The organism is Bradyrhizobium semiaridum, assembly GCF_020329505.1.
GTDB lineage: Bacteria > Pseudomonadota > Alphaproteobacteria > Rhizobiales > Xanthobacteraceae > Bradyrhizobium > Bradyrhizobium semiaridum.
On sequence record NZ_JAGKJJ010000002.1, the window covers coordinates 145,276 to 170,968 of the forward strand.

Sequence of the window (25,693 nt, forward strand, 5' to 3'; positions counted from 1 at the left end):
TCTCTCCGTAAAGAAGGGGAGAGGGAGAAAAAAAGGTTCGCGATCATCGGTTCCGCCCTCCGTTGAGGCGGCAGAGCCGAATCATGAAAATAACCCCATGCAAAGGAGCCGGCGGCTGCCGGTGTTCGACGGCCGCTTGACACGTCGGGCAACGCAGGGGTATTCTTCCAATATTCCGAAATGCGCGAGCCTGGTGCCTTTGCTCGAAGGGCGACTAACTAGCTGTTCTCCACCAGGAACTCGACGCGCTCGGCGGCGAAGCGCGAGCGCTTGGTCACCAGCGGCTTGTCCGCGGTGTCGACGTCGGTGGCGTCGACCACCAGCACCGGGCGTCCCAGCGCGAGATCGAGCCGCGCGGCGTCGGTGGCGTCGGCAATCGCTGCGGTGATCCGGGTGGTGGAGCGCCGGTAGTCCCTGATGCCGTAATGCGCCAGCAGCTTGGTCATCGAGCGCAGATTGGCGAACACGGTGCCGGCATCGGGAAAGCGTTCGGCCGACAGCCAGGTGGTGGAGACGCAGATCGGCGTGCGGTCGGCGAACCGAACCGCCTCGATCCGGATCAGCGGCGCGCCGGTCTTCAGTCCGAGCACCTGCCCGAGCTCGCGGCTGGCGATGTCGTCGCCGGCCTCGATCAGCTGGCCGCGCGGCTCCTGGCCGCCGGCGCCGACGATCTCGGAGAACCGCGTGCGTGAGCGCAAGGGGTAGGCGAGGCGCTGGGCCTCGACATAGGTGCCGCTGCCGCGCTCGGCGCGCACCAGGCCGCGTTCCGCCAGCGCCGCCAGCGCCCGCCGAACGGTATGGCGGTTGACCCGGTAGGTCTCGGCGATCTCCATCTCGGCGGGCAGCTTTTCGCCCGCAGCAAAGCGGCCGTCGGCGATGCCGCGCTCGATGCCGTCGGCGACCTGCCGCCACAAGGCGACACCGGAACTTTCCTGCATGCTCATGCCGCGGTGATAGCCAGAAATCTTGGAATTGTCACGAAACAGTCATGGCGTTTGGTTATCAAGTTGTCTAGTATCATAGACAACTTGATTCAGGCAAGGTTGCCCGAGAGCTGCACATGACTACGACCGGACGAAACAGCAAGACGGCGCAGCGCAAGGCCGCCATGGCTGTGCTGGCGCATTCCGACGCTGCCGAAATCGCAGGCTTTCTCGCTGACATCGCAGTGCCTGCGCATGAGAACCTGCGCGAGCCGGAAAACGGTCTCGTGATGTTGCGCGGCCGGATCGGCGGCGACGGCGCGCCGTTCAATCTCGGCGAGGCGACGGTGTCGCGCGCGGCGGTGCGGCTTGCGACCGGCGAGGTCGGCTTCGGCTACACGCTCGGCCGCGACGCGCAGAAGGCGCGGATGATCGCGCTGTGCGACGCCATGGTGCAGTCGGCGGAGTTGTCCGACGAGGTCGAGGCCAAGGTGATTGAGCCGCTGCGCGCGGCGATGCTCGCCGCGCGCAATCGCAAGGCCGAGGAGACCGCGGCGACGCGGGTCGATTTCTACACGATGGTGCGTGGTGAGGGGTGATGCGATGACGACGATTGCCGAACTGCCCGCAGGATTTGCCGACAAGGTGTTGTCGGCCCAGTCGACCTTCCGCTCGGTGATGGATGCGATGGCCCGTCCGGGCAGCGTTCAGCGCGTCACCGCGAGCGTGGGAACGCCCGCTGGGCTGATGCGCGGCGCGGCCGCGATCGCGCTGACGCTGTTCGATCACGACACGCCGATCTGGCTCGATGCGGCGATAACGGCGACACCAAGTGTCGCGCGCTGGCTGAAGTTTCACACCAGCGCCCCGGTGATTGGGGAGCCGTCGATCGCGAGCTTCGCGCTGGTCGGCGATGCCGAGAATCTTCCGGCGCTGGAGCGCTTCGCATTCGGCAGCAGCGAATATCCGGATAGGTCGACCACGCTGATCCTGCAGGTCGACGGCCTGACGCAGGGGCCGGCCTTCGAGCTGAAGGGCCCCGGCATCGACGGCACCGTGCTGCTGCAGGCGATGATCCGGCCGCGCGATCTGTTCGCACGGCTTGCCGTCAACGAAGCCTTGTTCCCGCGCGGCATCGATGTCGTGCTGGTCCATGACGATGCGATAGTGGCGATCCCGCGCACCACGCGGCTGGTCGCAAGCGGAGTGTAAGCGATGTATGTAGCCGTCAAGGGAGGCGAACGCGCCATCGAGAACGCCCACCGTCTGCTCGCGCATGAGCGGCGTGGCGACCGCGATGTGCCGGAGGTGACGCTGGCGCAGATCTCCGAGCAGCTTTCGCTCGGCGTCGACCGCGTCATGACCGAAGGCTCGCTCTACGACCGCGAGCTCGCGGCGCTGGCGATCAAGCAGGCGCGCGGCGATATGATCGAGGCGATCTTCCTGGTCCGCGCTTTCCGCGCCACGCTGCCTCGCTTCGGCGCCAGCGAGCCGGTCAACACCGGCGAGATGCAGGTGCGCCGCCGCATCTCCTCGACCTTCAAGGATATTCCGGGCGGCCAGATCCTCGGCCCGACCTTCGACTACACCCACCGCCTGCTCGATCCGCAGCTCGCGGAAGGTTTCGTGCCGGAGCAGCCGGCAACGGCCGAGGCGCCGCAGACGCCGGCGCCGCGGGTGACCGACATCCTCGGCCGCGACGGCCTGATCGAATCCTCGCCGCAGGCCGAACCGGATGCGCCGGTCGGCGACCTCACGCGCGAGCCGCTGAGCTTCCCCGCCGACCGCGACCTGCGGCTGCAGAATCTGGCGCGCGGCGACGAGGGCTTCCTGCTTGCGCTCGGCTACTCGACGCAGCGCGGCTACGGCCGCAACCATCCGTTCGCCGGCGAGATCCGCTTCGGCGACGTCGAGGTCGAGTTCTTTGCCGAGGATGCCGGCTTCGCGGTGCCGCTCGGTTCGATCGAATTGACCGAGTGCCAGATGGTCAACCAGTTCAAGGGCTCGGCGACCGAGGCGCCGTGCTTCACCCGCGGCTACGGCCTCGCCTTCGGGCAGAGCGAGCGCAAGACCATGTCGATGGCGCTGGTCGACCGCGCGCTGCGGGCCCGCGAGCTCGACGAGGAGGCAAGGTCGCCGGCGCAGGACGAGGAGTTCGTGATGTCGCACTCCGACAATGTGCAGGCGACCGGCTTCGTCGAGCATCTGAAGCTGCCGCACTATGTCGACTTCCAGTCCGAGCTCGGCCTCTTACGCAAGCTGCGGCAGGAGTTCGCGGAAGCCAACGATACGCCGGAACTGCGGGAGGCCGCGGAATGAACGCGCCGACGTACAACTTCGCCTATCTCGACGAACAGACCAAGCGGATGATCCGCCGCGCGATCCTCAAGGCGATCGCGATCCCCGGCTATCAGGTGCCGTTCGCCAGCCGCGAGATGCCGATGCCCTATGGCTGGGGCACCGGCGGCGTGCAGGTGACCGCGGCGATCCTCGGGCCTGACGACGTGCTGAAGGTCATCGACCAGGGTTCCGACGACACCACCAACGCGATCTCGATCCGCAAGTTCTTCGGCAAGACCGCGGGCGTTGCGACGACCACATCGACGACCGACGCCACCGTGATCCAGACGCGGCACCGCATTCCCGAGGCCGAGCTGCATGCGGGGCAGGTGCTGGTCTATCAGGTGCCGATCCCCGAGCCGCTGCGCTTCCTCGAGCCGCGCGAGACCGAGACGCGGCGCATGCATGCGCTGGCCGAATACGGCCTGATGCATGTCAAGCTCTACGAGGACATCGCGCGCTTCGGCCACATCGCGACCGCCTACGCCTACCCGGTGAAGGTGAATGCGCGCTACGTGATGGACCCGTCGCCGACGCCGAAATTCGACAATCCGAAGATGGACAATTGCGCGGCGCTGCAGCTGTTCGGCGCCGGCCGCGAGAAGCGCATCTATGCGATCCCGCCCTACACCACGGTAGTATCGCTGGATTTCGAGGACCACCCGTTCACGCGCTACCGCTTCGACGCGCCCTGCGCGCTGTGCGGCGCCGACAATTCCTATCTCGACGAGATCGTCACCGACGACAGAGGCGGGCGGATGTTCGTCTGCTCCGACACCGATTTCTGCGAGCAGCGCCAGGCCGCCGGCCATCACGGCACCGAAAGGGCGGCGCCGCACAAGGAGAAGGCGCATGTCTGAGGCGTCTCATCTCGACAACGACCAGCCGCTGCTGGTTGCCGACGGGCTCGCCAAGAACTATGGCCAGCTCGCGGCCTGCCGCGACATCTCGTTCTCGCTCTATCCGGGCGAGGTGCTGGCGATCGTCGGCGAATCCGGCTCGGGCAAGTCGACGCTGCTGCAGCTGCTCTCGGCGCAGCTCGCGCCGAGCGCGGGACGCGTGTCGTACCGGATGCGCGACGGCGTGCTGCGCGACCTCGCCGTACTCGGCGAGGCCGAGCGCCGCTTCCTGTTCCGCACCGACTGGGGCTTCGTGCATCAGGATCCGGCGCAGGGTCTGCGCATGGGCGTTTCGGCCGGCGCCAATGTCGGCGAACGGCTGATGGCGGTGGGCTGGAATCACTACGGCAAAATCCGCGACAGCGCCTCGACCTGGCTGGAGCGGGTCGAGATCGACGTCGGCCGCATCGACGATGCGCCGAAGACCTATTCGGGCGGCATGCGGCAGCGGCTGCAGATCGCCCGCAACCTCGTCACCGAGCCGCGGCTGGTGTTCATGGACGAGCCGACCGGCGGCCTCGACGTCTCGGTGCAGGCGCGCCTGCTCGATTTGATGCGCAACCTGGTCAGCGAGCTCGGTCTCGCCGCCATCGTCGTCACCCACGATCTCGCCGTCGCGCGGCTGTTGTCGCATCGGGTCATGGTGATGAAGGGCGGCCGCGTCATCGAGACCGGCTTGACCGACCAGGTGCTTGACGACCCGCGCGAGCCTTATACCCAACTGCTCGTCTCCTCGATCCTACCGCCATGAGCCTGCCAATGACCGCGATGATCGAACTCGCCAACGCCGAAAAGACCTTCACCATGCATCTGCAGGGCGGCGTCGAGCTGCCCGTGGTGCGCGGCGTCTCGTTCCATGTCGAGCCAGGCGAATGCGTCGTGCTGTCGGGCCCGTCGGGCGCCGGCAAATCCTCCATCCTCAAGATGATCTTCGGCAATTACCGCTGCGACAGCGGCCGGATCGGCATCCGCCACCACGGCGCGGTGATCGACCTCGCCACCGCCGAGCCGCGCCAGGTGCTGAGCATCCGCCGCTCGACCATCGGCTATGTCAGCCAGTTCCTCCGCGCAGTGCCGCGGGTCGCGACCATCGACGTCGTCGCCGAGCCGCTGATCGTCAACGGCGTGGCGCGCGAGGAGGCCCGCACCCGCGCCGGCCATCTTCTGCGCCGGCTCAACATCCCCGAGCGGCTGTGGACGTTGCCGCCCTCGACCTTCTCCGGCGGCGAGCAGCAGCGTGTCAACATCGCACGCGGCTTCATCTCCGACCTTCCCATCCTGTTGCTGGACGAACCGACCGCTTCGCTCGATGCGGCGAATCGCGCAGTTGTGGTCGAGCTGATTGCCGAGAAGAAGACTAAGGGCGTCGCGATGGTCGCGATCGTCCATGATGACGAGATCCGCCATCTGATCGCCGACCGGATCGTCGACGTGACCTCGTTCGCCGCTGCTGCCTGAAGGAACCATTTGAAATGACCGCCAAGCAAGACACCATCATCGGCAACGCGAGGGTCGTTCTCGCCGATCGCGTGATCGAGCAGGGCTGGGTGGCGATATCTGACGGCAAGATCGCCGAATTCGGCGAGGGCCGGGCGCCCGAAGCGGCGGAGGACGCCGGCGGCGACCTGATCATGCCCGGCCTGATCGAGCTGCACACCGACCATCTCGAGATGCACTATGTGCCACGGCCGAAGGTGTTCTGGAATCCGATCGCCGCCGTGATCTCCTATGACGGCCAGCTTGCCACCTCGGGCATCACCACGGTGCTGGATTCGCTGAGAGTCTGGCGCGAGGACGGCGCCGAGGAGGTCGACGGCCGCGCCGGCGTGCTGGCGGCGGCGATCTCCGCCGCGCGCGAAGAGAATTTGCTGCGTGCCGATCACTTCCTGCATCTGCGCTGCGAGGTGCCGATGCCCTCGGTGGTGGAGGAGGCCAAGGAACTGGTCGGCCGGCCGGACGTGCGGCTGATGTCGCTGATGGACCACACGCCGGGCCAGCGCCAGTTCCGCGACGAGGTGAAGCTGCGCGACTATTACCGCGGCAAGGGCGGCGGCATGACCGACGCCGAGCTCGACGTGCTGTTCGCGCGGCGGTTCGACTATCAGAAGCAATATGCCGCGACCAATGTCCGCGCGATCGTCGCGCTGGCGCAGCAGCATGGCATCCCGCTGGCGAGCCATGACGACACCACGGAAGAGAACGTGGCCGATGCGATCAACGACAAGGTCGCCGTCGCCGAATTCCCGACCACGATGGAAGCCGCGCGCGGGCTGCACACCGCCGGGATCGATATCCTGATGGGGGCGCCGAACGTCGTTCGCGGCGGTTCGCATTCCGGCAACATCGCGGCGGTCGATCTCGCGCGCGAGGGCGTTCTCGACATCCTGTCGTCGGACTACATCCCCTCGAGCCTCTTGATGGCGGCGCTGCAGCTGCCGCGGCATGTGCCGGCGATCGATCTTGCCGCCGCGGTCCGCACCGTGACCAAGACGCCGGCCGAGGCGGTCGGCCTGTCCGACCGCGGCGAGATCGCGGTCGGCCGGCGCGCCGACCTGATCCGCGTCCATGTCGCGCGCGACCTTCCGGTGGTGCGCAGCGTCTGGCGCGAGGGAGGGCGGGTCGCATGACCGACGCGTCCGTCGTCGCCGAGCAGCATGCCCGATCGATCGGCCCAGGCCGCCTGATCCTGGTCGTCGGGCCGAGCGGTGCCGGCAAGGATACGCTGTTGTCGCTGGCGAAGGCAGCCTGTGCCGATATCAGCGGCATCGTGTTTCCGCGCCGTCTGATCACCCGCGCCGCGTCGGCGTCGGAGGACAATGACGAGGTCAGTGCGGAGCAGTTTCAGCGCGGCGTCGCCAATGGCGACTACGCGATGCACTGGGAGGCGCATGGGCATCGTTACGCGCTGTCGCGGGCGATCGGTGACGACATCCGCGCCGGCCGCACCGTGATCGCCAATGTTTCGCGCACCGTGATCGCGGCCGCGCGCCGCGACTATGCCAACGTCGTCGTGGTCTCGATCACCGCGCCGCCTGACGTGCTTGCCGCGCGCCTTGCGGCGCGGGCCCGTGCCAGCGACGGCCAGCTCGCACAGCGGCTGGCGCGCAGCGTCGACGAGACGACGGCCACGCCCGATGTCACGATCGTGAACTCCGGCACCGCCGAATATCACGCGCGGCAGCTGGTCCGCGTCATCAAGGGCGAGCGTTGGGACGATAAGCAGCAGCAAGGGAGAAGTGACGCTGATGTCGGTGATTGAAACGATCGAGCAGCTCGAAGCGATCTATGGCTTCCCGAACGACGCGTCGACCGTGAAGGTCGCCGATCGGGTGACGCCGCTCTATCGGGTGCTGATCGAGAAATCGCCGTTCGTGTCGCTGGCGACGTCGGGGCCAGAGGGCCTCGACTGCTCGCCGCGCGGCGACCTGCCGGGCTTCGTCCGCATCCACGACGACAAGACGCTGATGATGCCGGACCGCCGCGGCAACAATCGCTGCGATTCGTTGCGCAACATCGTACGCGATCCGCGTGTCGGGCTGCTGTTCCTGATCCCGGGCTCCGGCAGCACGCTGCGCGTCAACGGCCGCGCCTATGTCACGGCCGAGCGGGAACTGCTGGCTTCATTCGAGATGGAAGGCAAAACGCCGCGCACCGTCATCGTGATGACCGTGGACGAGATCTACTTCCAATGCGCCCGCGCCATCGTGCGCTCCGATCTCTGGAATCCCGACAAGCGGGTCGATCCGAGGTCGTTGCCGACACCAGGCCAGATCCTCGCCGAGATGAGCGAGAACACGGTCGGCGGCGAGAAGTACGACCGGGAATGGCCCGAGCGCGCGCGGCAGACGATGTGGTGAGCGCGGGCGGCCGCGATCAGTCGGACGCGGTCTTGCCGACCACGGACTGACCGGAGACTTGCGCCGTCGGCGTGCTGTGCATCCCGGGCAGGCCAGTGGTGAGCGAGAGCCCAACCAGGATCGCGATCACCGCAAGGCCACCGACGATGCCGGCATAGAAACCGGCGCCGTGGCGAACCGGCTGCGGCTGCGCTGACTGGGGGTCCTGCTGGGGTTGCTGTTGCGTATCCTCGGCATTCATTGGTCGTCTCCCGCTCACGACATGACGCGGGACAACCGGCGCCGATCGGGCCGCGTTCCGTGACAGCGCGATGAATTTGACAGGTTGCCGATGTGGCGAAGCGCCGTTACGCGTCGCCCTTCGACTGCTCCTCGAACGCCTTCAGCGACACGGCCGCGATCTCGCGCAGCGCCTCGCGGGTCGCACCGGAGGAGGCCATCACGCACATGCCTGACGCGACGGCGGAGAGGTAGCGCGCGAGCGACGCAGGGTCGGCGCCGTCGCCCAGATCGCGGTCCGCCTTGGCGCGGACAAAACGGTCACGCAATTGATCCTCGGTGTGATTGCGGCGCGCCGCCAGCTCGAAGGGAACATTCGCCGAGCCAGTGCCGCAGGCCAGGCCACCCTGGACCAGCAGACAGCCAGGCGGGTTGGCAGGGTCGGTCTGGGCGTCCGCATGCTCCATCAGGAAGCGTTCGGCGACCTCGCGGGCGGTGGGCGCGCCCAACACCTTCTCCATCCAGGCGTCGCGTTTCTCGGTGTAGCGGTCGAGCGCGGCCTTCAGCAGGCCTTCCTTGCTGCCGAAGGCGGCATAGAGGCTCGGCGGATTGATGTGCATTGCCTCGGTGAGCTGCGCGATCGTCGCGCCCTCATAGCCGTGGCGCCAGAACACCTCCATGGCCTGGTCCAAAGCGGCGTCCGCGTCGAATGCGCGGGGGCGTCCCATACCCATTTCGTTGCTCCGTAAGCCGGGTGCCGTTTCTACGACGGGATTGTCCCTAGCCTATCTCGTTGTTGGACGTGATGTTTTTCCGCGACTTTCCATTTCCCCAGAAACGCGCTAAGAAATTCATAGCGTCCGATACATAAGTATCTTGCGAAGCCGCGTCCAGCTCCACATCTGTAGCGAGCACTACAGATCGATTTGGAGCGCGCTCATGCCTTCGTCAACCCAAGATCCCCGTTCCGGCCGTTTCCGATCCATTGTTGGAGGTATTGTGATCCTCGGCGGCCTCGCGGTGGCCGGTTCGATCACCACCGGCCGCTATTTTTATGCCGCGCAAGCGACGGCGCCCGCGGCGGCTCCCGAGCAGGCGGTGCCCGTCACTGTCGCCATCGTCGAGCCGCGCCCGGCCACGCTGTTCGAGGAGTTCTCCGGCCGGCTCGAGGCCGTCGACCGCATCCAACTCCGGCCGCGAGTCGCCGGCGCGATCCTCGCGACCAACTTCACCGAGGGCGCGCTGGTGAAGGCCGGCGATGTCCTGTTCAAGATCGATCCGGCGCCCTATGCCGCCGAGGTCGACAAGGCCCAGGCCCAGCTCGAGGCGGCGAAGGCGAGAGCCGTGTTCACCGCCAGCGAGGTCGAGCGCGGCGCAGCTCTGGTCGGCAACAACGTCGTCACCCGGCGTGATTTCGACCAGCGCGACAACGCCAATCGCGAGGCGATCGCCAACGTCAAGGCGGCGGAGGCGACGCTGCAGACGGCCAAACTCAATCTCGACTACACCGAGGTGCGCGCGCCGGTCGATGGCCGCGTCGGCAAGATCGAGGTCACCGTCGGCAACCTCGTCGCCGCCGGCACCGCATCGCCGGTGCTGACCACGCTGGTCTCGGTCAATCCGATCTACGCGAGCTTCGATGCCGACGAGGAAATGGTGCTGCGCGCGCTGAACTCGATCGCCGACGGCTCCGGCCAGCGTGGCAATCTCGCCAGGATCCCGGTCGAGATGACGACCTCCGGCGGCCTCGGTGCCAAGGGCCACATCCAGCTGATCGACAACCAGGTCAACAGCCAGAGCGGCACCATCCGCGTCCGCGCCACCTTCCGTAACGACGACGGCCGGCTGATCCCCGGACAGTTCGCGCGGGTGCGCATGGGCCAGCCGCAGCAGCAGACGCTGGTGCTGATCGACGAGCGCGCCGTCGGCACCGACCAGGACAAGAAGTTCGTCATGGTCGTCGGCGACGACAGCCGCGCGGTGTACCGCTCGGTCACGCTCGGCGGCGCGGTCGACGGCCTGCGCATCGTCACCGCTGGCCTGAAGTCGGGCGAGCGTATCGTCGTCAACGGCCTGCAGCGCGTGCGCCCCGGCGCCCTCCTGAAGCTGGAGGTCGCCGAGATGGGCGCGCGCGGCATGCAGCAGGCAGCCGCCGAAACCAGGCAGAACACGGCGCAGCGCTGAGCCTTCGCTGCGCCCCAGGGGCACCACCATGAATCTCTCAAAATTCTTCATCGACCGGCCGATCTTCGCCGGCGTGCTATCGATCCTGATCTTCCTTGCCGGCCTGATCTCGCTGTTTGCGATGCCGATCTCGGAATACCCCGACGTGGTGCCGCCCTCGGTGGTGGTCCGCGCGACCTATCCCGGCGCCAATCCCAAGGTAATCGCCGAGACGGTGGCAACGCCGATCGAGGAGCAGATCAACGGCGTCGAGGGCATGCTCTATATGTCGAGCCAGGCCACCACCGACGGCGCGATGACGCTGACCGTGACGTTCCGCCTCGGCACCGATCCCGACAAGGCGACGCAACTGGTGCAGAACCGCGTGCAGCAGGCCGAGCCGCGCCTGCCGGCGGTGGTGCGCCAGCTCGGCATCATCACCAAGAAGAGCTCGCCCGACCTCACCATGGTCGTGCATCTGTTGTCGCCGAACAACCGCTACGACATGACGTATCTGCGCAACTACGCGGTGCTCAACGTCAAGGACCGGCTGGCACGGATCGACGGCGTCGGCGACGTCCAGCTCTACGGCGCCGGCGACTATTCGATGCGGATCTGGGTCGATCCGCAGAAGGCGGCCGAGCATGCAATGACCGCCAACGATATCGTCAAGGCGATCCAGGCGCAGAACGTCGAGGCCGCCGCCGGCGTGGTCGGCTCCTCGCCGAGCGTCAAGGGCATCGACCTGCAGCTCTCGGTCAACGCCGAGGGACGGCTGTCGACCGAGGAACAGTTCGGCGACATCGTGGTCAAGACCGGCGCGAATGGCGAGGTGGTGCGGCTGCGCGACGTCGCGCGGATCGAGCTCGGCGCGTCCGAATACGGCTTGCGCTCGCTGCTCGACAACAAGCAGGCGGTGGCGCTGCCGATCTTCCAGGCCCCGGGCTCCAACGCGCTGCAGATCTCGGACAACGTCCGCGCCACCATGGCCGAGATCAAGAAGAACATGCCGGAGGGTGTGTCCTACCAGATCGTCTACGACCCGACCCAGTTCGTGCGCTCCTCGATCGAGGCCGTGATCCACACCCTGCTCGAGGCGATCGCGCTGGTCGTGCTGGTCGTGATCCTGTTCCTGCAGACCTGGCGCGCCTCGATCATCCCGCTGCTGGCGGTGCCGGTGTCGATCGTCGGCACGTTTGCGGTGATGCATGTGTTCGGCTTTTCGATCAACGCGCTCAGCCTGTTCGGCCTCGTGCTCGCGATCGGCATCGTGGTCGACGACGCCATCGTCGTGGTCGAGAACGTCGAGCGCAACATCGAATCCGGGCTGTCGCCGCGCGATGCCACCAACCAGGCGATGCGCGAAGTGTCGGGTCCGATCATCGCGATCGCGCTGGTGCTGATCGCGGTGTTCGTGCCGCTGGCGTTCATCTCCGGCCTCACCGGCCAGTTCTACAAGCAGTTCGCGCTGACGATCGCGATCTCGACCGTGATCTCCGCCATCAACTCGCTGACGCTCTCGCCGGCGCTGGCGGCGCTGCTGCTGAAGGGCCATCACGAGCCCAAGGACCGCCTGACGCTGATCATGGAGAAGTCGCTGGGCTGGTTCTTCCGCGGCTTCAACAAGGTGTTCACGAAGTCGTCCGAGAACTATGGCCGCACCGTCACCAAGGTGATCTACGGCAAGGCCGCGGTGATCGGTCTCTATGTGGTGCTGGTCGGCCTGACCGGCGTGCTGTTCAAGCAGGTGCCGAGCGGCTTCGTGCCAGGCCAGGACAAGCAGTATCTGGTCGGGTTCGCGCGGCTGCCTGACGGCGCCACGCTCGACCGCACCGAGGAGGTGATCCGCAAGATGAGCGACATCGCGCTGACCCAGCCCGGTGTCGAGAGCTCGGTGGCGTTCCCGGGCCTGTCGATCTCCGGCTTCACCAACTCCTCCAACGCCGGCATCGTGTTCTCGACGCTCAAACCGTTCGACGAGCGCAAGGATCCCGCGCTCAGCGGCAATGCGATCGCGGCCGAGCTAAACAAGAAATATGCCGGCATCCAGGAAGCCTTCATCGCCATGTTCCCGCCGCCGCCGGTCAACGGCCTCGGCACCATCGGCGGCTTCAAGCTACAGATCGAGGACCGTGCCGGCCTCGGCTATGACGCGCTGAACGACGCGACCAAGGCGTTCATGGCGGCGATCTCGAAGGCGCCGGAGATCGCCGGCGCGTTCTCCAGCTTCCAGGTCAACGTGCCGCAGCTGTTCGCCGATATCGACCGCACCAAGGCGTTGCAGCTCGGTGTGCCGGTGACGGAGGTGTTCAACACGCTGCAGATTTATCTCGGCTCCTACTACGTCAACGACTTCAACAAGTTCGGCCGCACCTATTCGGTCTATGTGCAGGCCGACGCGCCGTTCCGCGCGCGCGCCGACGACATCAGGCAGTTGAAGGTGCGCTCGTCGTCGGGCGACATGGTGCCGCTGTCGGCCTTGCTGAAGGTGCGCCAGAGCGCCGGTCCGGAGCGCGCGATCCGCTACAACGGCTTCCTGTCGTCGGACATCAACGCCGCCGCGGCGCCCGGCTATTCCTCCGGCCAGGCGCAGGAGGCGGCGACGCGGATCGCAGCCGAGGTGTTGCCGCCCGGCTTTGCCTTCGAATGGACCGACCTGACCTATCAGGAGTTCATCGCCGGCAATTCCGGGATCTGGGTATTTCCGCTCGCGATCCTGCTGGTGTTCCTGGTGCTCGCCGCGCTCTATGAGAGCCTCGCGCTGCCGCTCTCGATCATCATGATCGTGCCGATGGGCCTGCTCGCTGCGATGTTCGGCGTCTGGCTGTCGAAGGGCGACAACAACGTCTTCACCCAGATCGGCCTGATCGTGCTGGTCGGCCTGTCGGCGAAGAACGCGATCCTGATCGTCGAGTTCGCGCGTGAGCTCGAATTCGCTGGCCGTTCGCCGATCCGGGCCGCGATCGAGGCGAGCCGGCTGCGGCTGCGGCCGATCCTCATGACGTCGATGGCGTTCATCATGGGCGTGCTGCCGCTGGTGCTCTCGACCGGCGCCGGTTCGGAGATGCGGCGCGCGATGGGCGTTGCGGTGTTCTCGGGCATGATCGGCGTCACGATCTTCGGCCTGTTCCTGACGCCGGTATTCTATGTGCTGCTGCGCAGTCTCACTGGCATGAAGCCGCTGACGCAGCACGGCGAGGCGACCATTCCCGGAAACACCCACGCGGCATGATGCCGCGCGGGTTCGCTCCACATCAAAAGCGAGAGCCTCGGTTCCGATGTCGATCGGAACCGAGGCTCTCGTTTGAGGCGTTTCCAGTGATTTCAGGCGGCGATGTCGAGCAGCAATTGTGACGAACCGCGGACCAGCATCTTGCGGCCCGCCGGTGTCAACGCGAACGAATCGCCCCGCACCGCAACAAAGCCGAGGGTCACAAGGCTATCGACCGCATACCGGTTCAGTCTGGAAGGGTTTGCCGCGGGGGCCCGCAGCGCCTTCAACGCATCCCACTGATCAGGTCTGAGTTCGAGTTCTTCGCTCATGTCCAGGCACTCCAATTTCTGGGCAGCCAGATACAGAGCGCAGATGAATTTCGTGCGACCACAACGAGTCAGGATTTCGATTTATGTGGACGCCTCGTCACATCGCCGTGTCATTGGAATGTTTCAAGTTTTTCGAATCGTTGGGCGCATTGACGCGTGATCTCGTCACAGAGATTAACGGCGGTCAGGTCACACAGGTTAATCGCACAGATCGACCTGTTAACCGCGCCGCACGCTGGCACCGCCATCCACCGGCAACGTGACACCGGTAATGAAATTGGCCTCGTCGGAGGCGAGAAACAGCGCCGCATTGGCAACGTCCCAGCCGGTGCCCATTTTCTGCCGCAGCGGCACCTTGCTGTCGCGCTCGGCCTCGACCTCGGCACGGCTCTTCTTGAATTCGCGCGCACGGGTGTCCACGGCCATCGGCGTGTTCATCAGCCCCGGCAGGATCACATTGGCGCGAATGCCGTACTGCGCATTCTGGTAGGCGAGCTGTTCGGTGAAGGCGATCATCGCCGACTTGGTCGCCTTGTAGGCCACGTACGGGTAGGTCGTGATCGCGGCCATCGACGAGATATTGATGATCGCGCCGCGCTGCTGCTTGCGCATGATCGGGATCACATGTTTGGCGGCGAGGATGCAGCTCTTCAGATTGATCGCGACGCAGCGGTCGAACGCCTCTTCGGTAATGTCGAGCAGCTCGGCATCGCCGCCGGACAGGCTGACCCCGACATTGTTGTGCAGGATATCGATGCTGCCCCAGCGCCCATGCGCATCGGCCACCATCGCCTTGATGTCGGCGTCCTTCGTCACATCGGCCTTGAAGGCCGCCGCGGTGCCGCCCTTCGCCGCGATCAGATCGACGGTCTCCTGCGCCGAGGCCAGATTGTGATCGACGCACAGCACCCTGGCGCCTTCGCGCGCAAAGGTCAGCGCGGTGGCGCGGCCGTTGCCGATGCCTTCGCCGGGGCTCTGTCCGGCACCGACGACGATGGCGACACGATCTTGCAGGCGCATCTCACTTCACTCCCGGGATCGGGTACTGCTGAAGTACCTCTTTGTAGGTGGGTTCGTTGTCGATCTGCATGGTGGCGAGCACGCGCACCACGGCGCAGTAGAACGCGATCGTCAGTACGAGGTCGGTCATGTGCTCGTCGGAGAGCTCCTTCTTGATCTCGGCGAAGGTCGCATCCGACATCGCGAGCTCGCGCACCATCTCGCGGGCACCTTTCAGGATCGCCTTCGCCAGCGGCTCGAGCTTCGACGGCTTGCCGTCGGTCTCTGCCATCAGCCCCTGGATGTCCTCGTCGGTGACGCCGAACTCCTTGCCGATCTTCACGTGGTGGGTGAATTCGTACTCGGATTTCTCCAGCCAGCCGACCTGGAGGATCGCAAGCTCGCGCAGCCGCGGATCGAGCTTGCTCTTGAATCGGATGTAGCTGCCGATGCCGTTGAAGGCGCGCGCCATGTCCGGCGAGTTCACCAGCAGCTTGTGCAGATTGGTGTTGCGCTTGAGCATGTCGCGATATTCGGGCGCGACTTGTTCGGCTTCGAGATAGGGCAGGCGGGCCATTGTTGTTGTTATCCTTGGTTCGGCGGCTTGCGGGGGGAGGCGGCTGTCGCTTCAGCCGTAGAGGGCTTTGTGCTCGCGCTCGTAATTGGCGTAGGAATCCTTCATGCTGGCTCCGTTCAGCAGCATGGTCGCAACCAGCGTGCTGTCGGCGTCGAACACGGTGGTGCGCACCCACATGCTTTCGGTGCGCTTGCTGCCGGAGAGCGCGACGACCTCGCGCTCGGCGAAATAGGTCTCGCCGGGGAATAGCGGGCCGCGCAGCAGGCGGATCTCCTGGTCGGCGAACAGCCCGACCGCGGGGCCCCGCACCGGCAGCCGGTCCTCGCGCGCGCGATACTGGAACAGCACGCTCAGCATCTCCATCGGGATGATGGCGCGGCCCCAGGGATTGTGCTCCTGCGCGTAGTAGCCGTCGGAGGGCTCGGTGATCACCTTCAGCTTGTCAGCCAGCGAAAACGGATAGAGGTCGCCCATGTGCTGGTCGAAATCCATCCTGATCGGCTGCCGGGCGGTCTTCATGCCGACCTTGATGTCGGCGAGGATGACGGGATCGGCCAGCGGCTTCAATTCGCCGAGCCGGCGGCTGAGGGCCGTTTCGCTGCCGTCGCCACCGACCGACGCGGTGCCGCGCAAGACCTCGGTGCCGTCGCGCTTGATCATGCCGATCGCGCAGACGGTCTGGCCATCCTTCGGCTTCTCGATCCGGGCCTGCACCTCCTCGCCCTCGAAGGCGGGATTGCGGTAATGCGCCGACAGGCAGCCGGTCTCGAACCAGGCGCGGCCCCATATCCGCTCGCAGAGCGGCGCGAACTGGCTGAAATGCGTCGGACCCTCGATGGTGCCGCCGCGGAAGCCGAGCTTCTTCGCGGTCGCATCGTCGTGGATCGAGGCGTGCGAGTCGTAGACTTGAGCCTGCAGCATCTGCTTCGGCTGCCGCCATGGTCCGACCAACAGATCACCGTCTTGCACGATTTCCGTCGTGAACGCAGTCTCGACTGTCAGCATCCTCGGGTCTCCCTTTGCGCGCCACCGTTTCAAAGAAGCCAGGCTTCGGCAAGCCCTCGCAATCGCAACATGAGATATGTGCTGCGCCCATGGATCGGGCCTGTTCATGCATAGCAAAATCAGTGCATGCTGATGCATGATGCTGCGCAGAAAATGAGACCGGTTCGGACCGGCACGGGACGGGGAGCTGAGACTGATGACGTTGATGGACGTTGGACTGGACGACAAGTACCGGTTGGACACCAAGCGAATTTTCCTTTCCGGTACCCAGGCGCTGGTCCGATTGCCCATGTTGCAGCGCGAACGCGATCGCGCGCACGGGCTGAACACCGCGGGTTTCATCTCCGGTTACCGCGGCTCGCCGCTCGGCATGTACGACCACGCGCTGTGGCGCGCGAAATCCTTCCTCCGCGAGCACGACATCGCCTTCGTGCCCGGCCTCAACGAGGATCTCGCGGCGACGGCGGTGTGGGGCAGCCAGCAGGTCGGCATGTTCCCGGGCGCCAAGGTCGATGGCGTGTTCGGCATCTGGTACGGCAAGGGCCCCGGCGTCGACCGTTCGCTCGATGCGCTCAAGCATGCCAATTCGGCCGGCACGTCGCGCAATGGCGGCGTGATCGCGCTGGCCGGCGACGACCATGGCTGCCAGTCCTCGACGCTGGCGCATCAAAGTGAGCAGGTGTTCGCCTCGGCGCTGATGCCGGTGGTCAATCCGGCGACGCTGCAGGACTATCTCGATCTCGGCATTCTCGGCTTCGCGCTGTCGCGCTATTCCGGCTGCTGGGTCGGCTTCAAGGCGATCTCGGAGACGGTCGAGAGCTCGGCCTCGATCGTCAGCGATCCCGACCGCATCAAGATCATCATGCCCGACGATTTCGAGATGCCGCCGGATGGTCTCTCGATCCGCTGGCCGGATCCGCCGCTGGAGGCGGAGCGGCGGCTGCACGGGCCGAAGATGCAGGCGGTCGCCGCCTTCGCCCGCGTCAACCGGTTCGATCGCATCGTGCTGGATTCGAAGCCGGCGCGGCTCGGCATCATGGCGACCGGCAAGGCCTATCTCGATCTGCGCCAAGCGCTCGCCGATCTCGGCATCACCGATGCCGAGGCCGAGGCGCTCGGCCTGCGCATCTACAAGGTGGCGCTGACCTGGCCGTTGGAGGAGCGCGGCGCGCGCGCCTTCGCCGAAGGCCTGCAGGACGTGCTGGTGGTCGAAGAGAAGCGCGGCTTCATCGAAGACCAGCTGGTTCGCATTCTCTACAACATGGACGCCTCGAAGCGTCCTTCGGTGGTCGGCAAGCGCGACGAGAGCGGCGCGCCGCTGCTGCCGAGCGAAGGCGAGCTGACGCCGACCATGGTCGCCGCCGCCATGGTGGCGCGTCTGCGCAAGCTCGGCCACCGCAGCCCCGCGCTGGAGCAGCGGCTGGCAAAGCTCGAGGCGTTCGATCGTCCGGCGGAGGGCACCGGCACGGCCAAGCTGTCGCGCACGCCGTATTTCTGCTCGGGCTGCCCGCACAACACCTCGACCAAGATTCCGGACGGCAGCCGCGCCATGGCCGGCATCGGCTGCCACGGCATGGCGCTGTCGGTGCCGAACCGCCGCACCGCGACGATCTCGCATATGGGTGCGGAGGGCGTCGCCTGGATCGGGCAGGCGCCGTTCACCAGCGAACAGCACGTGTTCCAGAATCTCGGCGACGGCACCTACACGCATTCCGGCCTGCTGGCGCTGCGGGCCGCTGCCGCGGCCGGCGTCAACATCACCTACAAGATCCTCTACAACGATGCGGTCGCGATGACCGGCGGCCAGCCGGCCGAGGGCGGTTTCACGGTGTCGCAGATCGCGCATCAGGTCGCGGCCGAGGGGACCAAGCGGCTCGCGATCGTCTCCGACGATCCCGACAAATATCCTGCCAACTATTTCCCGCCGGGCGCCACGATCCATCATCGCCGCGAGCTCGATGCCGTGCAGCGGACCTTGCGCGAGATCGAGGGCCTCACCGTCCTGATCTACGACCAGACCTGCGCCGCCGAGAAGCGCCGCCGCCGCAAGCGCGGGCTGTTTCCCGATCCCGCAAAACGCGTCTTCATCAACGAGCGCGTCTGCGAAGGCTGCGGCGACTGTTCGGTGGCGTCGAACTGCGTCTCGGTGCAGCCGCTGGAGACCGAGCTCGGCCGCAAGCGCCGCATCGACCAGTCGAACTGCAACAAGGATTTCTCCTGCGTCGAAGGCTTCTGCCCGAGCTTCGTGATGGTGCAGGACCCCAAGCTGCGCAAGGCCGACCGCACGGCCGCCGATCCCAAGGCGCTGTTCGCTGACCTGCCTGCGCCGACTGCGGCCACGCTGACCGCGCCGTACAACATCCTTGTCACCGGCATCGGCGGCACCGGCGTCATCACCATCGGCGCGCTGCTCGGCATGGCCGCGCATGTCGAGGGGCTGGCCTGCTCGACGCTCGACTTCACCGGCCTGTCGCAGAAGAACGGCGCGGTGATGAGCCATGTCCGGCTGGCACCGGCGGCCGACATGCTGACTACCGTGCGCATCGCGCCGGGCAATGCCAATCTGATCCTCGGCTGCGACATCGTCGTCGCCACCAGCGATCCGGCCTTGAGCCGCGCCGAGCGCGGCGTCACCCGCGCCGTCGTCAACGCCGATCTCTTGCCGACCGCGAGCTTCGTGATCGACCCGGATATCGATTTCGAGGCGAGCTCGATGCGCGATGCACTGAACGGCGCGGTGACGCCCGGCGATCTCGACATCCTCGACGCCACCGGGCTGGCTACCGCGCTGATGGGCGACAGCATCGCCACCAACGCGTTCATGCTCGGCTTCGCGTTCCAGCGCGGCGCGATCCCGCTGTCGCTGGACGCGATCCTCAAGGCGATCGAACTCAACGGCGCCGCGATCGAGATGAACAAGACGGCGTTCTCCTGGGGCCGGCTTGCCGCGCACGATCTGCCGCGCGTGGTCAGCGCCGCGTGCTTCAAGAGCGCGGGCACGGCACCGGCCAAGCGGACGCTGGACGAGGCGATCGCGTTCCGCGCCAAGTTTCTTACCGACTATCAGGACGCGGCCTATGCAAAACGTTTCCTCGACGACGTCGCGCGCGTCCGCGCCGCGGAGGCAACGGCGGCGCCGGGCTCGCATGAGTTGACCGAGGCCTTCGCAAAGGGCCTGTTCAAGCTGATGGCCTACAAGGACGAATACGAGGTTGCGCGGCTCTATTCCGACGGCGAGTTCAGCAAGGCGTTGCGGGAGCAGTTCGAGGGCAACCCCGACGTGAAGGTGCTGCTGGCGCCGCCGCTGCTGGCGCAGCGCGATCCCGTCACCGGGCGGCTGCAGAAGCGCGAGTTCGGCCCCTGGATCTTCAAGGCGTTCGGGCTGCTGGCGAGGCTGAAGGGGCTGCGCGGCACCAGGTGGGACATCTTCGGCTACACGGCGGAGCGCAAGATGGAGCGCGCCCTGCCGGTCGAATATTCGGCGATGATCCTGCGTCATCTCGACGGCAAGAGGCCGCTCGACCTGCCGCGGCTGGTGGCGCTGGCGAAGGCGGCGGACCTCGTACGCGGCTATGGCCACATCAAGGAGGCCAACGTCGCCCGCTATCGCGGCGAGTGCGCGCGGCTGGAAAGCGCGATCGGCCAGCGGATGGCGCAGGCGGCCGAATAGAGGTGGATGGCGGCCCGCCGGAACTTTCCGCGGCCGCCATCGTTGACCGGTAACCCTGACGGCAACCCCGGCTGGAAATGCACGGGCGCGTCCCTAAATGATGCCTGTTCCGTTTGAGTGATTTCAGGAAGGCCGTGTTCATGGTCCTGAAAAGCGCTTGTATCGCCGCCCTCTGTACTGCGTCCCTGGCTCTGTGTGGCGTGGCGCGGGCTGACGAGTATCGCCCGAGCGAATATTTCAGCCTCGATCTGTCCAAGGCGGTGTTGTCGCCGAAGCGCCTCGGCCCGCCGGCGCAGTTCGAGCCAGTCCCGGTCGAAGCGAAGGCCGACCACAGCAGCGATCCGCAGGCCAGCGCCGGGCCGAAGGTCGAAGAGACTAAGGTCGCGCCGCAAAGGGCCGTCCGCACCACCAAGGTGACGCCGCCCGCCGAGAAGGCGCACGAGCGCAAACGCGCAGCCACGCACGTGCCCGCCCGCGCCAGGCTGACGCGCCGCCACACCAACCCGCTCGACGCGCAGGCCCGCGACACCCGGATCCAGACCTGGCCCTGCCGCAGCGGCGGCATCTGCAACTGGCGGCGCTGACGCGCTGCAGCCGCGTCCCTCTTAGTCGCCTGACCCGCGCGCAATTACCAACCCGTCATGCTAAGGAGCGCGCCCTTGCGCGCGTCTCGAAGCATGCACCGGCCCGGATGCGTCCGCGGAGAGGGCCGGCGGTCGACCCTTCGAGACGGCCGCATCGCGGCCTCCTCAGGGTGACGGTGAGGGAGTGGGTGCTCGACTGCTTCCACCGTTGCGAGCGAAGCGAAGCAATCCATGGCGCCGTCCATGCGGAACGATGGATTGCTTCGCCTTGCTCGCAATGACGAACTGGCGGACATGCTCCGAGTCATCCCGCTGTCGCAAAACCGTCGGCGGAGAGTCAAGAAACCGTAAGGACGGAGTCAAGCAGCGCAGGCAAAACCTTCCTCGCGATTCGACGAGGGTTTTGCGATGGCGATCTCCGCGAGGGCGGCGCGAGGCCTCACTCGGCGTCAGCTTCTGGTGCGCTCGGCGTCGATGGCCGCGCTGGCGGGATTGGGCTCGGTGGCAAGGCCTTATCTGAGCCGTGCCGCCGACCGGCCCGCGATATCCGGCATTCAATCCGGCGACGTCGCCGGCGACTCCGCGGTGATCTGGGCGCGCGCCGACCGCGCCGCGCGGATGCATGTCGAGTGCTCCGCGGTCGAGAGCTTTGCCAGCATCCTGCGCACCGCATCGGCCGACGCACTGCCCGAGCGCGATTTCACCGCGAAGCTGCTGCTCGACGGCCTGCCGCCGGGCCAGGACCTGTTCTACCGTATCCGCTTCGACGACAGCGACGGCGTTGCGGGTGAAACCCGCATCGGACATTTCCGCACCGCGCCTACTGACCGGCGCTCGGTCTCGTTCGTGTGGTCGGGCGACGTCGCCGGGCAGGGTTGGGGCATCGATGTTGCGCGCGGCGGCATGCGCAGCTACCGCACCATGCTGAGCGAGCGGCCGGACTTCTTCATCCATTCCGGCGATCACATCTATGCCGATTGCACGATACCGGCGGAGCAACAGCTGCCGAACGGCGAGGTCTGGCGCAACATCGTCACCGAGGAGAAATCCGTCGTCGCGCACAGCCTCGACCAGTTCCGCGGCAACTACCGGTACAACTGGCTCGACGAGCATTTCCGCGCCTTCCACGCCGAGGTGCCGATGTTCGCGCAGTGGGACGATCACGAGGTCGCCGACGACTGGTCGCCGGTCGGCACCGCTGACGCGACCGGCTACGATGCCGACGGCAGCTCGCGGCTGGTGGCGCGGGCGCGCCGGGCCTTCCACGAATTCATGCCGATGCGCCTGATGCCGGAGCGCGACGGCCGGGTCTACCGCAAGATCGCCTATGGACCGCTACTCGACGTCTTCATGATCGACATGCGTTCCTACCGCGATTCCAGCTGGAACAAGCAGGGCGATCCCGACGACAGCTTCATCCTCGGCCGTAGCCAGCTCGCCTGGCTGAAGCGCGAGCTGGTGGCGTCGGACGCGACCTGGAAGGTGCTCGCGGCAGACCTGCCGATCGGCCTCGTCAGCCTCGATGCGGTCGCGCTCGGCGACGGGCCGCCGGCGCGGCGCGAGCGCGAGATCGCCGATCTGCTATCCTTCATCAAGCGCGCCAGCATCCGTGACACCGTCTGGCTTACCGCCGACATGCACTACACGGCGGCGCATCACTACGATCCGAACCGCGCGGTGTTCCAGGACTTCGAGCCGTTCTGGGAGTTCGTCTCCGGGCCGCTGCATGCCGGGACCTGGTCGCCGGGCGCGCTCGACAACACCTTCGGTCCCAGGGCGATGTACCAGAAGGGCTGCTCGGCGGAGCAGGGCGACAATCTCGCGCCATGCTTCGGCCTGCAATTCTTCGGCCGCGTCGGCATCGACGGCAGCACCGGCGTGATGACGGTGACGCTGAAGGACGTCGATAACCACGATCTCTTCGCGGTCGATATCGAGCCGCGCCCGGACGCGCGGCCGGGCCGGATCATGGCGCAGCACATCTGAGCTCGCGCGCTTCCGGCCGGTCCGTCGCGACATCTTGATGGCGGCAGCCTTGCCTGAGGGGCCGGTTTGCGGGCAAACTGCGGCGCTGGCAGTCCTGCCAATATTCCCGACAAACGATTTGCTGGCGTGACGTCGCCGATCTTCCCGGCGCCCCACGCGTCAGGAGCTATCCATGGATAATCTGCAAACCCAGGGCATCAGCCTGCCCCGCCTCGGCCTCGGCACCTTCCGCATGCAGGGCGATGCCTGCCGCGCGGCGGTCGAGAGCGCGCTCGCCCTCGGCTATCGCCACATCGACACCGCCGAGATGTACGGCAATGAGGAGCCGATCGGCGCCGGCATCGCCGCCTCCGCTATCGCGCGCAAGGACCTGCACGTGACCACCAAGGTCTGGCACGAGAACCTCGCACCGGATGCGATCCGCCGCGCGTTCGACGCCAGCCTCAAGAAGCTGCGGCTCGATCACGTCGATCTTTATCTGGTGCACTGGCCGTCGCGCGAAATGAACCTGCCCGCGATCTTCGAGACGCTGATGAAGCTGAAGGATGAAGGGCGCACCCGCGCGATCGGCGTCGCCAACTTCACCACCGCGCTGCTCAAGACCGTGGTCGAGGACATCAAGGCGCCGATCGCCTGCAACCAGATCGAATATCATGTGATGCTGGACCAGACGCCGGTGCGCAAATATCTCGCCGCGAAGTCGATCCCGCTGGTGGCCTATTGCCCGCTGGCGCAGGGCCGTTTCGCCACCGACGAGACGCTGGCGAAGATCGGCAGCAAGCACGATGCGACCGCGGCGCAGGTCGCGCTGCGGTGGCTGCTCGACCAGGACGGCGTTGCGGCGATCCCGAAGGCTTCGCGCAGCGAGAGCCAGAAGGCCAATCTCGATGCGCTGAAAGTCAAGCTCGATGACGACGACCGCAAGGCGATCGACGCGCTGCGCAAGGACATGCGTTGCGTCAATCCGGGCTTTGCGCCGGCGTGGGATTGATCGTGGAATTGTAAGATGGGCAAAGGTACGTCGGCGGCGGAGAAGTCGCTTTGCCCACCCTGCAAATCTTGATCTCGCTCAAAGACCTCGCAAAGAAAAAATGGCTCCGCGCGGAGCCATTTTCCATTGTGTCGATCCTCAGTCGTCTTTTTGATTAGTAGCGGTGCGACCGCTTGATGATGACGGTGCGGTCGCGATGGCCATGATGCCAGCCACGGTGCCAGCCGCGATCATAATGGCGCATCGCGCCATATGCGCCGTAGCCGCGATCCCAATGATGATGGTGGCCGCCACGCTTGATCACGACGGTCTCGGCGCTCGCGATCGACGGAACCGCCACCGCAAGCGCGCCGATCGCCGCAAGCATCAATCCAAATTTCCTCATCTCATCCTCCTCAATTGATCGAGGATGAAACAGTGCAGCCGGCGAAACGTTCCTGTCGGACGTCGAGGAGTTTTCTGAACAGCTGTTCAGCAAGACTGTCGGCGACGTGCTGCGGATGCGCTGCGGACGACATCCTGCGGAGACCCCATTTCCCCGTATCGACACGGCTTGCCTAACCACCGCACCCGACGCATCATCGCGCCATAAGAATATAACTGGGGGAGCGTTGCCATGGGTGGATTCTCGGGCGGATTCTCGCGCCGTGATTTTCTGACGCTGACCGGATCGGCCACGGTTGCCGCGATCGCGGGGCCAGCCGGCGCCGCGATGGGGCAGAACGACAAGTTCGACCTCGTGATCAAGGGCGGCGACGTGATCGATCCGAGCCAGTCGCTGCGCGGCAAGCGCGACATCGGCATCCGCTGGGGCGTGATCGAGGCCATCGAGGACGAAATCCCGGCGGCGCGCGCGACGAAAACCATCGATGCGTCGGGCAAGCTGGTGATGCCGGGCTTGGTCGATCTGCACTGCCACGTTTATCCCTATGGCTCAGCGATCGGCATTCCTGCCGACGAGCTGGTGCAATTCCAGGGCACCACCACCGTTGTCTCGGCGGGCGATGCCGGCGTCAACAACCTCGCGGCGCTGCGGCGCTACATCGTGGCGCAGTCGCGGGCCCGGATCTACGCCTTCGTCCACATCGCCAACAACGGCCTGTCGGCGTTCCCGGTCGCCGAGCTCTACAACATCGACAACGCCCAGGTCGAAGCCTGTGCGATGGCGCTCGCCGAGAACCAGGATTTCCTGATCGGCGTCAAGGTACGGATGTCCGAGAACGTGATCTTCAAGCATGGGCTGGAGCCGCTGAAGCGCGGCATTCAGGCCTGCGAGATGTGCGGCTGGCCGGCGCGGATGATGGTGCATATCGGCGGCGTCGAAACCAAAGAGCTGATGAGCGACATCCTCAATCTGCTGCGGCCGGGCGATATCCTGACCCACGCTTATTCCGGCGCGCCGAACATGTCGGGCGCCTTCACCAATATCGTGCAGGAGGGCCGGCTGCTGCCGGCCGCGCTCGAGGCCAAGCAGCGCGGCGTATTGTTCGATGTCGGCCATGGCGGCGGCAGCTTCGATTTCACCGTGGCTGAAATTGCGATCCCCGGCGGCTGCCCGCCGGATACCATCTCCTCCGATATCCATGTGTTTTCCGGCAATTCGCCGGGCATGCCGTTCCTGCCCAATGTGATGAGCAAGTTCTTGGCGATGGGCTCCTCACTGGAGCAGGTGGTGGCGATGGCAACCTCGGGCCCGGCGCGGATCATCAACCGGACGCCCAAGATCGGCACGCTGCAGCGCGGTGCGCCTGGCGACGTCGCGATCATGGACCTCGTCGAAGGCCCGGTCTCCTTCGTCGACACCCGCGACAACAAGCGCGACGGCAATCTGTTGCTGAAGCCGGTGCAGACCGTGATCAATGGCGTAGCGTTCGGCCGTCCCTATCAGTCGCCGTTCGCGGTGAGGTGATCTCGAGCAAGTGGATGCATGGATTGCT

Annotated in this window: 24 protein-coding genes; 16 read left to right on the forward strand and 8 right to left on the reverse strand. The window is 66.1% G+C overall.

Annotated elements, in window-relative coordinates:
- Positions 1–218 precede the first annotated feature (218 nt).
- Positions 219–944, reverse strand: a complete 726-nt coding sequence (gene phnF, locus J6500_RS03090) for a phosphonate metabolism transcriptional regulator PhnF (protein ID WP_225711193.1) — start codon at positions 942–944, stop codon at positions 219–221.
- 116 nt (positions 945–1,060) lie between these two features.
- Between phnF and phnG the strand changes: the two genes are divergently transcribed.
- Genes phnG through J6500_RS03135 form a run of 9 tightly spaced genes read left to right on the forward strand, consistent with a single transcriptional unit; the run spans position 1,061 to position 8,019 of the window.
- Positions 1,061–1,522, forward strand: a complete 462-nt coding sequence (gene phnG / locus J6500_RS03095) for a phosphonate C-P lyase system protein PhnG (protein ID WP_225711194.1) — start codon at positions 1,061–1,063, stop codon at positions 1,520–1,522.
- Positions 1,523–1,526: 4 nt separating this feature from the next.
- Positions 1,527–2,135 carry a phosphonate C-P lyase system protein PhnH gene (gene phnH / locus J6500_RS03100; protein ID WP_225711195.1) on the forward strand — a complete coding sequence of 203 codons (609 nt, stop codon included), beginning with the start codon at positions 1,527–1,529 and terminating at the stop codon, positions 2,133–2,135.
- A 3-nt stretch (positions 2,136–2,138) separates the two neighbouring features.
- On the forward strand, positions 2,139–3,242 hold the full coding sequence (locus J6500_RS03105; protein WP_225711196.1) for a carbon-phosphorus lyase complex subunit: 1,104 nt from the start codon (positions 2,139–2,141) through the stop codon (positions 3,240–3,242).
- Positions 3,239–4,123, forward strand: a complete 885-nt coding sequence (locus J6500_RS03110) for an alpha-D-ribose 1-methylphosphonate 5-phosphate C-P-lyase PhnJ (RefSeq protein ID WP_225711197.1) — start codon at positions 3,239–3,241, stop codon at positions 4,121–4,123. The genes J6500_RS03105 and J6500_RS03110 overlap by 4 nt, the downstream gene beginning before the upstream one ends.
- Positions 4,116–4,913 (forward strand): phosphonate C-P lyase system protein PhnK, encoded by a 798-nt coding sequence (phnK, locus tag J6500_RS03115; RefSeq protein ID WP_225711198.1) that lies wholly within the window; start codon positions 4,116–4,118, stop codon positions 4,911–4,913. The genes J6500_RS03110 and phnK overlap by 8 nt, the downstream gene beginning before the upstream one ends.
- An 8-nt stretch (positions 4,914–4,921) precedes the next feature.
- Complete coding sequence (gene phnL, locus J6500_RS03120; protein ID WP_225711199.1) at positions 4,922–5,620, forward strand: phosphonate C-P lyase system protein PhnL; 699 nt, start codon at positions 4,922–4,924, stop codon at positions 5,618–5,620.
- 14 nt (positions 5,621–5,634) lie between these two features.
- Entirely contained in the window at positions 5,635–6,789 is a 1,155-nt protein-coding gene (locus J6500_RS03125; RefSeq protein ID WP_225711200.1) for an alpha-D-ribose 1-methylphosphonate 5-triphosphate diphosphatase, read from the forward strand.
- Positions 6,786–7,421 (forward strand): phosphonate metabolism protein/1,5-bisphosphokinase (PRPP-forming) PhnN, encoded by a 636-nt coding sequence (gene phnN / locus J6500_RS03130; RefSeq protein WP_225711201.1) that lies wholly within the window; start codon positions 6,786–6,788, stop codon positions 7,419–7,421. The genes J6500_RS03125 and phnN overlap by 4 nt, the downstream gene beginning before the upstream one ends.
- Positions 7,408–8,019, forward strand: a complete 612-nt coding sequence (locus tag J6500_RS03135; RefSeq protein WP_225711202.1) for a pyridoxamine 5'-phosphate oxidase family protein — start codon at positions 7,408–7,410, stop codon at positions 8,017–8,019. Before phnN ends, J6500_RS03135 begins: the two co-directional genes overlap by 14 nt.
- A gap of 16 nt (positions 8,020–8,035) precedes the next feature.
- Here J6500_RS03135 and J6500_RS03140 read toward each other — a convergent pair whose 3' ends face one another.
- Positions 8,036–8,260, reverse strand: coding sequence for a hypothetical protein (locus tag J6500_RS03140; protein WP_225711203.1), 225 nt, complete (start codon positions 8,258–8,260; stop codon positions 8,036–8,038).
- A 106-nt stretch (positions 8,261–8,366) separates the two neighbouring features.
- The gene (locus J6500_RS03145) at positions 8,367–8,972 is read right to left on the reverse strand and encodes a TetR/AcrR family transcriptional regulator (RefSeq protein WP_225711204.1); all 606 of its coding nucleotides are present in this window, start codon (positions 8,970–8,972) and stop codon (positions 8,367–8,369) included.
- A 205-nt stretch (positions 8,973–9,177) separates the two neighbouring features.
- Here J6500_RS03145 and J6500_RS03150 point away from each other — a divergent pair, with 205 nt between their 5' ends.
- On the forward strand, positions 9,178–10,422 hold the full coding sequence (locus J6500_RS03150) for an efflux RND transporter periplasmic adaptor subunit (RefSeq protein ID WP_225711205.1): 1,245 nt from the start codon (positions 9,178–9,180) through the stop codon (positions 10,420–10,422).
- 28 nt (positions 10,423–10,450) lie between these two features.
- The gene (locus tag J6500_RS03155) at positions 10,451–13,633 is read left to right on the forward strand and encodes an efflux RND transporter permease subunit (protein ID WP_225711206.1); all 3,183 of its coding nucleotides are present in this window, start codon (positions 10,451–10,453) and stop codon (positions 13,631–13,633) included.
- 92 nt (positions 13,634–13,725) lie between these two features.
- On the opposite strand, the gene J6500_RS03160 is transcribed toward J6500_RS03155, so the two are convergent.
- The 4 genes from J6500_RS03160 to J6500_RS03175 form a co-directional block, all read right to left on the reverse strand.
- The gene (locus J6500_RS03160) at positions 13,726–13,944 is read right to left on the reverse strand and encodes a hypothetical protein (protein ID WP_225711207.1); all 219 of its coding nucleotides are present in this window, start codon (positions 13,942–13,944) and stop codon (positions 13,726–13,728) included.
- 219 nt (positions 13,945–14,163) lie between these two features.
- Positions 14,164–14,964 (reverse strand): SDR family NAD(P)-dependent oxidoreductase, encoded by an 801-nt coding sequence (locus J6500_RS03165; RefSeq protein WP_225711208.1) that lies wholly within the window; start codon positions 14,962–14,964, stop codon positions 14,164–14,166.
- A gap of 1 nt (position 14,965) precedes the next feature.
- Positions 14,966–15,520, reverse strand: coding sequence for a carboxymuconolactone decarboxylase family protein (locus J6500_RS03170; protein WP_225711209.1), 555 nt, complete (start codon positions 15,518–15,520; stop codon positions 14,966–14,968).
- Positions 15,521–15,571: 51 nt separating this feature from the next.
- Complete coding sequence (locus J6500_RS03175; protein ID WP_225711210.1) at positions 15,572–16,525, reverse strand: hotdog family protein; 954 nt, start codon at positions 16,523–16,525, stop codon at positions 15,572–15,574.
- A gap of 196 nt (positions 16,526–16,721) precedes the next feature.
- Between J6500_RS03175 and J6500_RS03180 the strand changes: the two genes are divergently transcribed.
- The 4 genes from J6500_RS03180 to J6500_RS03195 all read left to right on the forward strand — a co-directional run bounded on the left by J6500_RS03180 (position 16,722) and on the right by J6500_RS03195 (position 23,756).
- Positions 16,722–20,195 carry an indolepyruvate ferredoxin oxidoreductase family protein gene (locus tag J6500_RS03180; protein ID WP_225711211.1) on the forward strand — a complete coding sequence of 1,158 codons (3,474 nt, stop codon included), beginning with the start codon at positions 16,722–16,724 and terminating at the stop codon, positions 20,193–20,195.
- Between the two features lie 140 nt (positions 20,196–20,335).
- On the forward strand, positions 20,336–20,779 hold the full coding sequence (locus J6500_RS03185; protein WP_225711212.1) for a hypothetical protein: 444 nt from the start codon (positions 20,336–20,338) through the stop codon (positions 20,777–20,779).
- Positions 20,780–21,187: 408 nt separating this feature from the next.
- Entirely contained in the window at positions 21,188–22,765 is a 1,578-nt protein-coding gene (locus tag J6500_RS03190) for an alkaline phosphatase D family protein (protein WP_225711213.1), read from the forward strand.
- Between the two features lie 172 nt (positions 22,766–22,937).
- Positions 22,938–23,756 (forward strand): aldo/keto reductase, encoded by an 819-nt coding sequence (locus tag J6500_RS03195; protein ID WP_225711214.1) that lies wholly within the window; start codon positions 22,938–22,940, stop codon positions 23,754–23,756.
- Between the two features lie 154 nt (positions 23,757–23,910).
- On the opposite strand, the gene J6500_RS03200 is transcribed toward J6500_RS03195, so the two are convergent.
- Complete coding sequence (locus J6500_RS03200) at positions 23,911–24,141, reverse strand: hypothetical protein (RefSeq protein WP_225711215.1); 231 nt, start codon at positions 24,139–24,141, stop codon at positions 23,911–23,913.
- 231 nt (positions 24,142–24,372) lie between these two features.
- On the opposite strand from J6500_RS03200, the gene J6500_RS03205 reads away from it, so the two are divergent.
- Positions 24,373–25,665 carry an amidohydrolase family protein gene (locus J6500_RS03205; RefSeq protein WP_225711216.1) on the forward strand — a complete coding sequence of 431 codons (1,293 nt, stop codon included), beginning with the start codon at positions 24,373–24,375 and terminating at the stop codon, positions 25,663–25,665.
- Positions 25,666–25,693: the final 28 nt, after the last annotated feature.

Excerpts from the sequence above, each read along its gene's own strand:
- phnF (WP_225711193.1), bottom strand. The coding sequence starts at position 944 with ATGAGCATGCAGGAAAGTTCCGGTGTCGCCTTGTGGCGGCAGGTCGCC.
- phnG (WP_225711194.1), top strand. The coding sequence starts at position 1,061 with ATGACTACGACCGGACGAAACAGCAAGACGGCGCAGCGCAAGGCCGCC.
- phnH (WP_225711195.1), top strand. The coding sequence starts at position 1,527 with ATGACGACGATTGCCGAACTGCCCGCAGGATTTGCCGACAAGGTGTTG.
- J6500_RS03105 (WP_225711196.1), top strand. The coding sequence starts at position 2,139 with ATGTATGTAGCCGTCAAGGGAGGCGAACGCGCCATCGAGAACGCCCAC.
- J6500_RS03110 (WP_225711197.1), top strand. The coding sequence starts at position 3,239 with ATGAACGCGCCGACGTACAACTTCGCCTATCTCGACGAACAGACCAAG.
- phnK (WP_225711198.1), top strand. The coding sequence starts at position 4,116 with ATGTCTGAGGCGTCTCATCTCGACAACGACCAGCCGCTGCTGGTTGCC.
- phnL (WP_225711199.1), top strand. The coding sequence starts at position 4,922 with ATGACCGCGATGATCGAACTCGCCAACGCCGAAAAGACCTTCACCATG.
- J6500_RS03125 (WP_225711200.1), top strand. The coding sequence starts at position 5,635 with ATGACCGCCAAGCAAGACACCATCATCGGCAACGCGAGGGTCGTTCTC.
- phnN (WP_225711201.1), top strand. The coding sequence starts at position 6,786 with ATGACCGACGCGTCCGTCGTCGCCGAGCAGCATGCCCGATCGATCGGC.
- J6500_RS03135 (WP_225711202.1), top strand. The coding sequence starts at position 7,408 with ATGTCGGTGATTGAAACGATCGAGCAGCTCGAAGCGATCTATGGCTTC.
- J6500_RS03140 (WP_225711203.1), bottom strand. The coding sequence starts at position 8,260 with ATGAATGCCGAGGATACGCAACAGCAACCCCAGCAGGACCCCCAGTCA.
- J6500_RS03145 (WP_225711204.1), bottom strand. The coding sequence starts at position 8,972 with ATGGGTATGGGACGCCCCCGCGCATTCGACGCGGACGCCGCTTTGGAC.
- J6500_RS03150 (WP_225711205.1), top strand. The coding sequence starts at position 9,178 with ATGCCTTCGTCAACCCAAGATCCCCGTTCCGGCCGTTTCCGATCCATT.
- J6500_RS03155 (WP_225711206.1), top strand. The coding sequence starts at position 10,451 with ATGAATCTCTCAAAATTCTTCATCGACCGGCCGATCTTCGCCGGCGTG.
- J6500_RS03160 (WP_225711207.1), bottom strand. The coding sequence starts at position 13,944 with ATGAGCGAAGAACTCGAACTCAGACCTGATCAGTGGGATGCGTTGAAG.
- J6500_RS03165 (WP_225711208.1), bottom strand. The coding sequence starts at position 14,964 with ATGCGCCTGCAAGATCGTGTCGCCATCGTCGTCGGTGCCGGACAGAGC.
- J6500_RS03170 (WP_225711209.1), bottom strand. The coding sequence starts at position 15,520 with ATGGCCCGCCTGCCCTATCTCGAAGCCGAACAAGTCGCGCCCGAATAT.
- J6500_RS03175 (WP_225711210.1), bottom strand. The coding sequence starts at position 16,525 with ATGCTGACAGTCGAGACTGCGTTCACGACGGAAATCGTGCAAGACGGT.
- J6500_RS03180 (WP_225711211.1), top strand. The coding sequence starts at position 16,722 with ATGACGTTGATGGACGTTGGACTGGACGACAAGTACCGGTTGGACACC.
- J6500_RS03185 (WP_225711212.1), top strand. The coding sequence starts at position 20,336 with ATGGTCCTGAAAAGCGCTTGTATCGCCGCCCTCTGTACTGCGTCCCTG.
- J6500_RS03190 (WP_225711213.1), top strand. The coding sequence starts at position 21,188 with ATGGCGATCTCCGCGAGGGCGGCGCGAGGCCTCACTCGGCGTCAGCTT.
- J6500_RS03195 (WP_225711214.1), top strand. The coding sequence starts at position 22,938 with ATGGATAATCTGCAAACCCAGGGCATCAGCCTGCCCCGCCTCGGCCTC.
- J6500_RS03200 (WP_225711215.1), bottom strand. The coding sequence starts at position 24,141 with ATGAGGAAATTTGGATTGATGCTTGCGGCGATCGGCGCGCTTGCGGTG.
- J6500_RS03205 (WP_225711216.1), top strand. The coding sequence starts at position 24,373 with ATGGGTGGATTCTCGGGCGGATTCTCGCGCCGTGATTTTCTGACGCTG.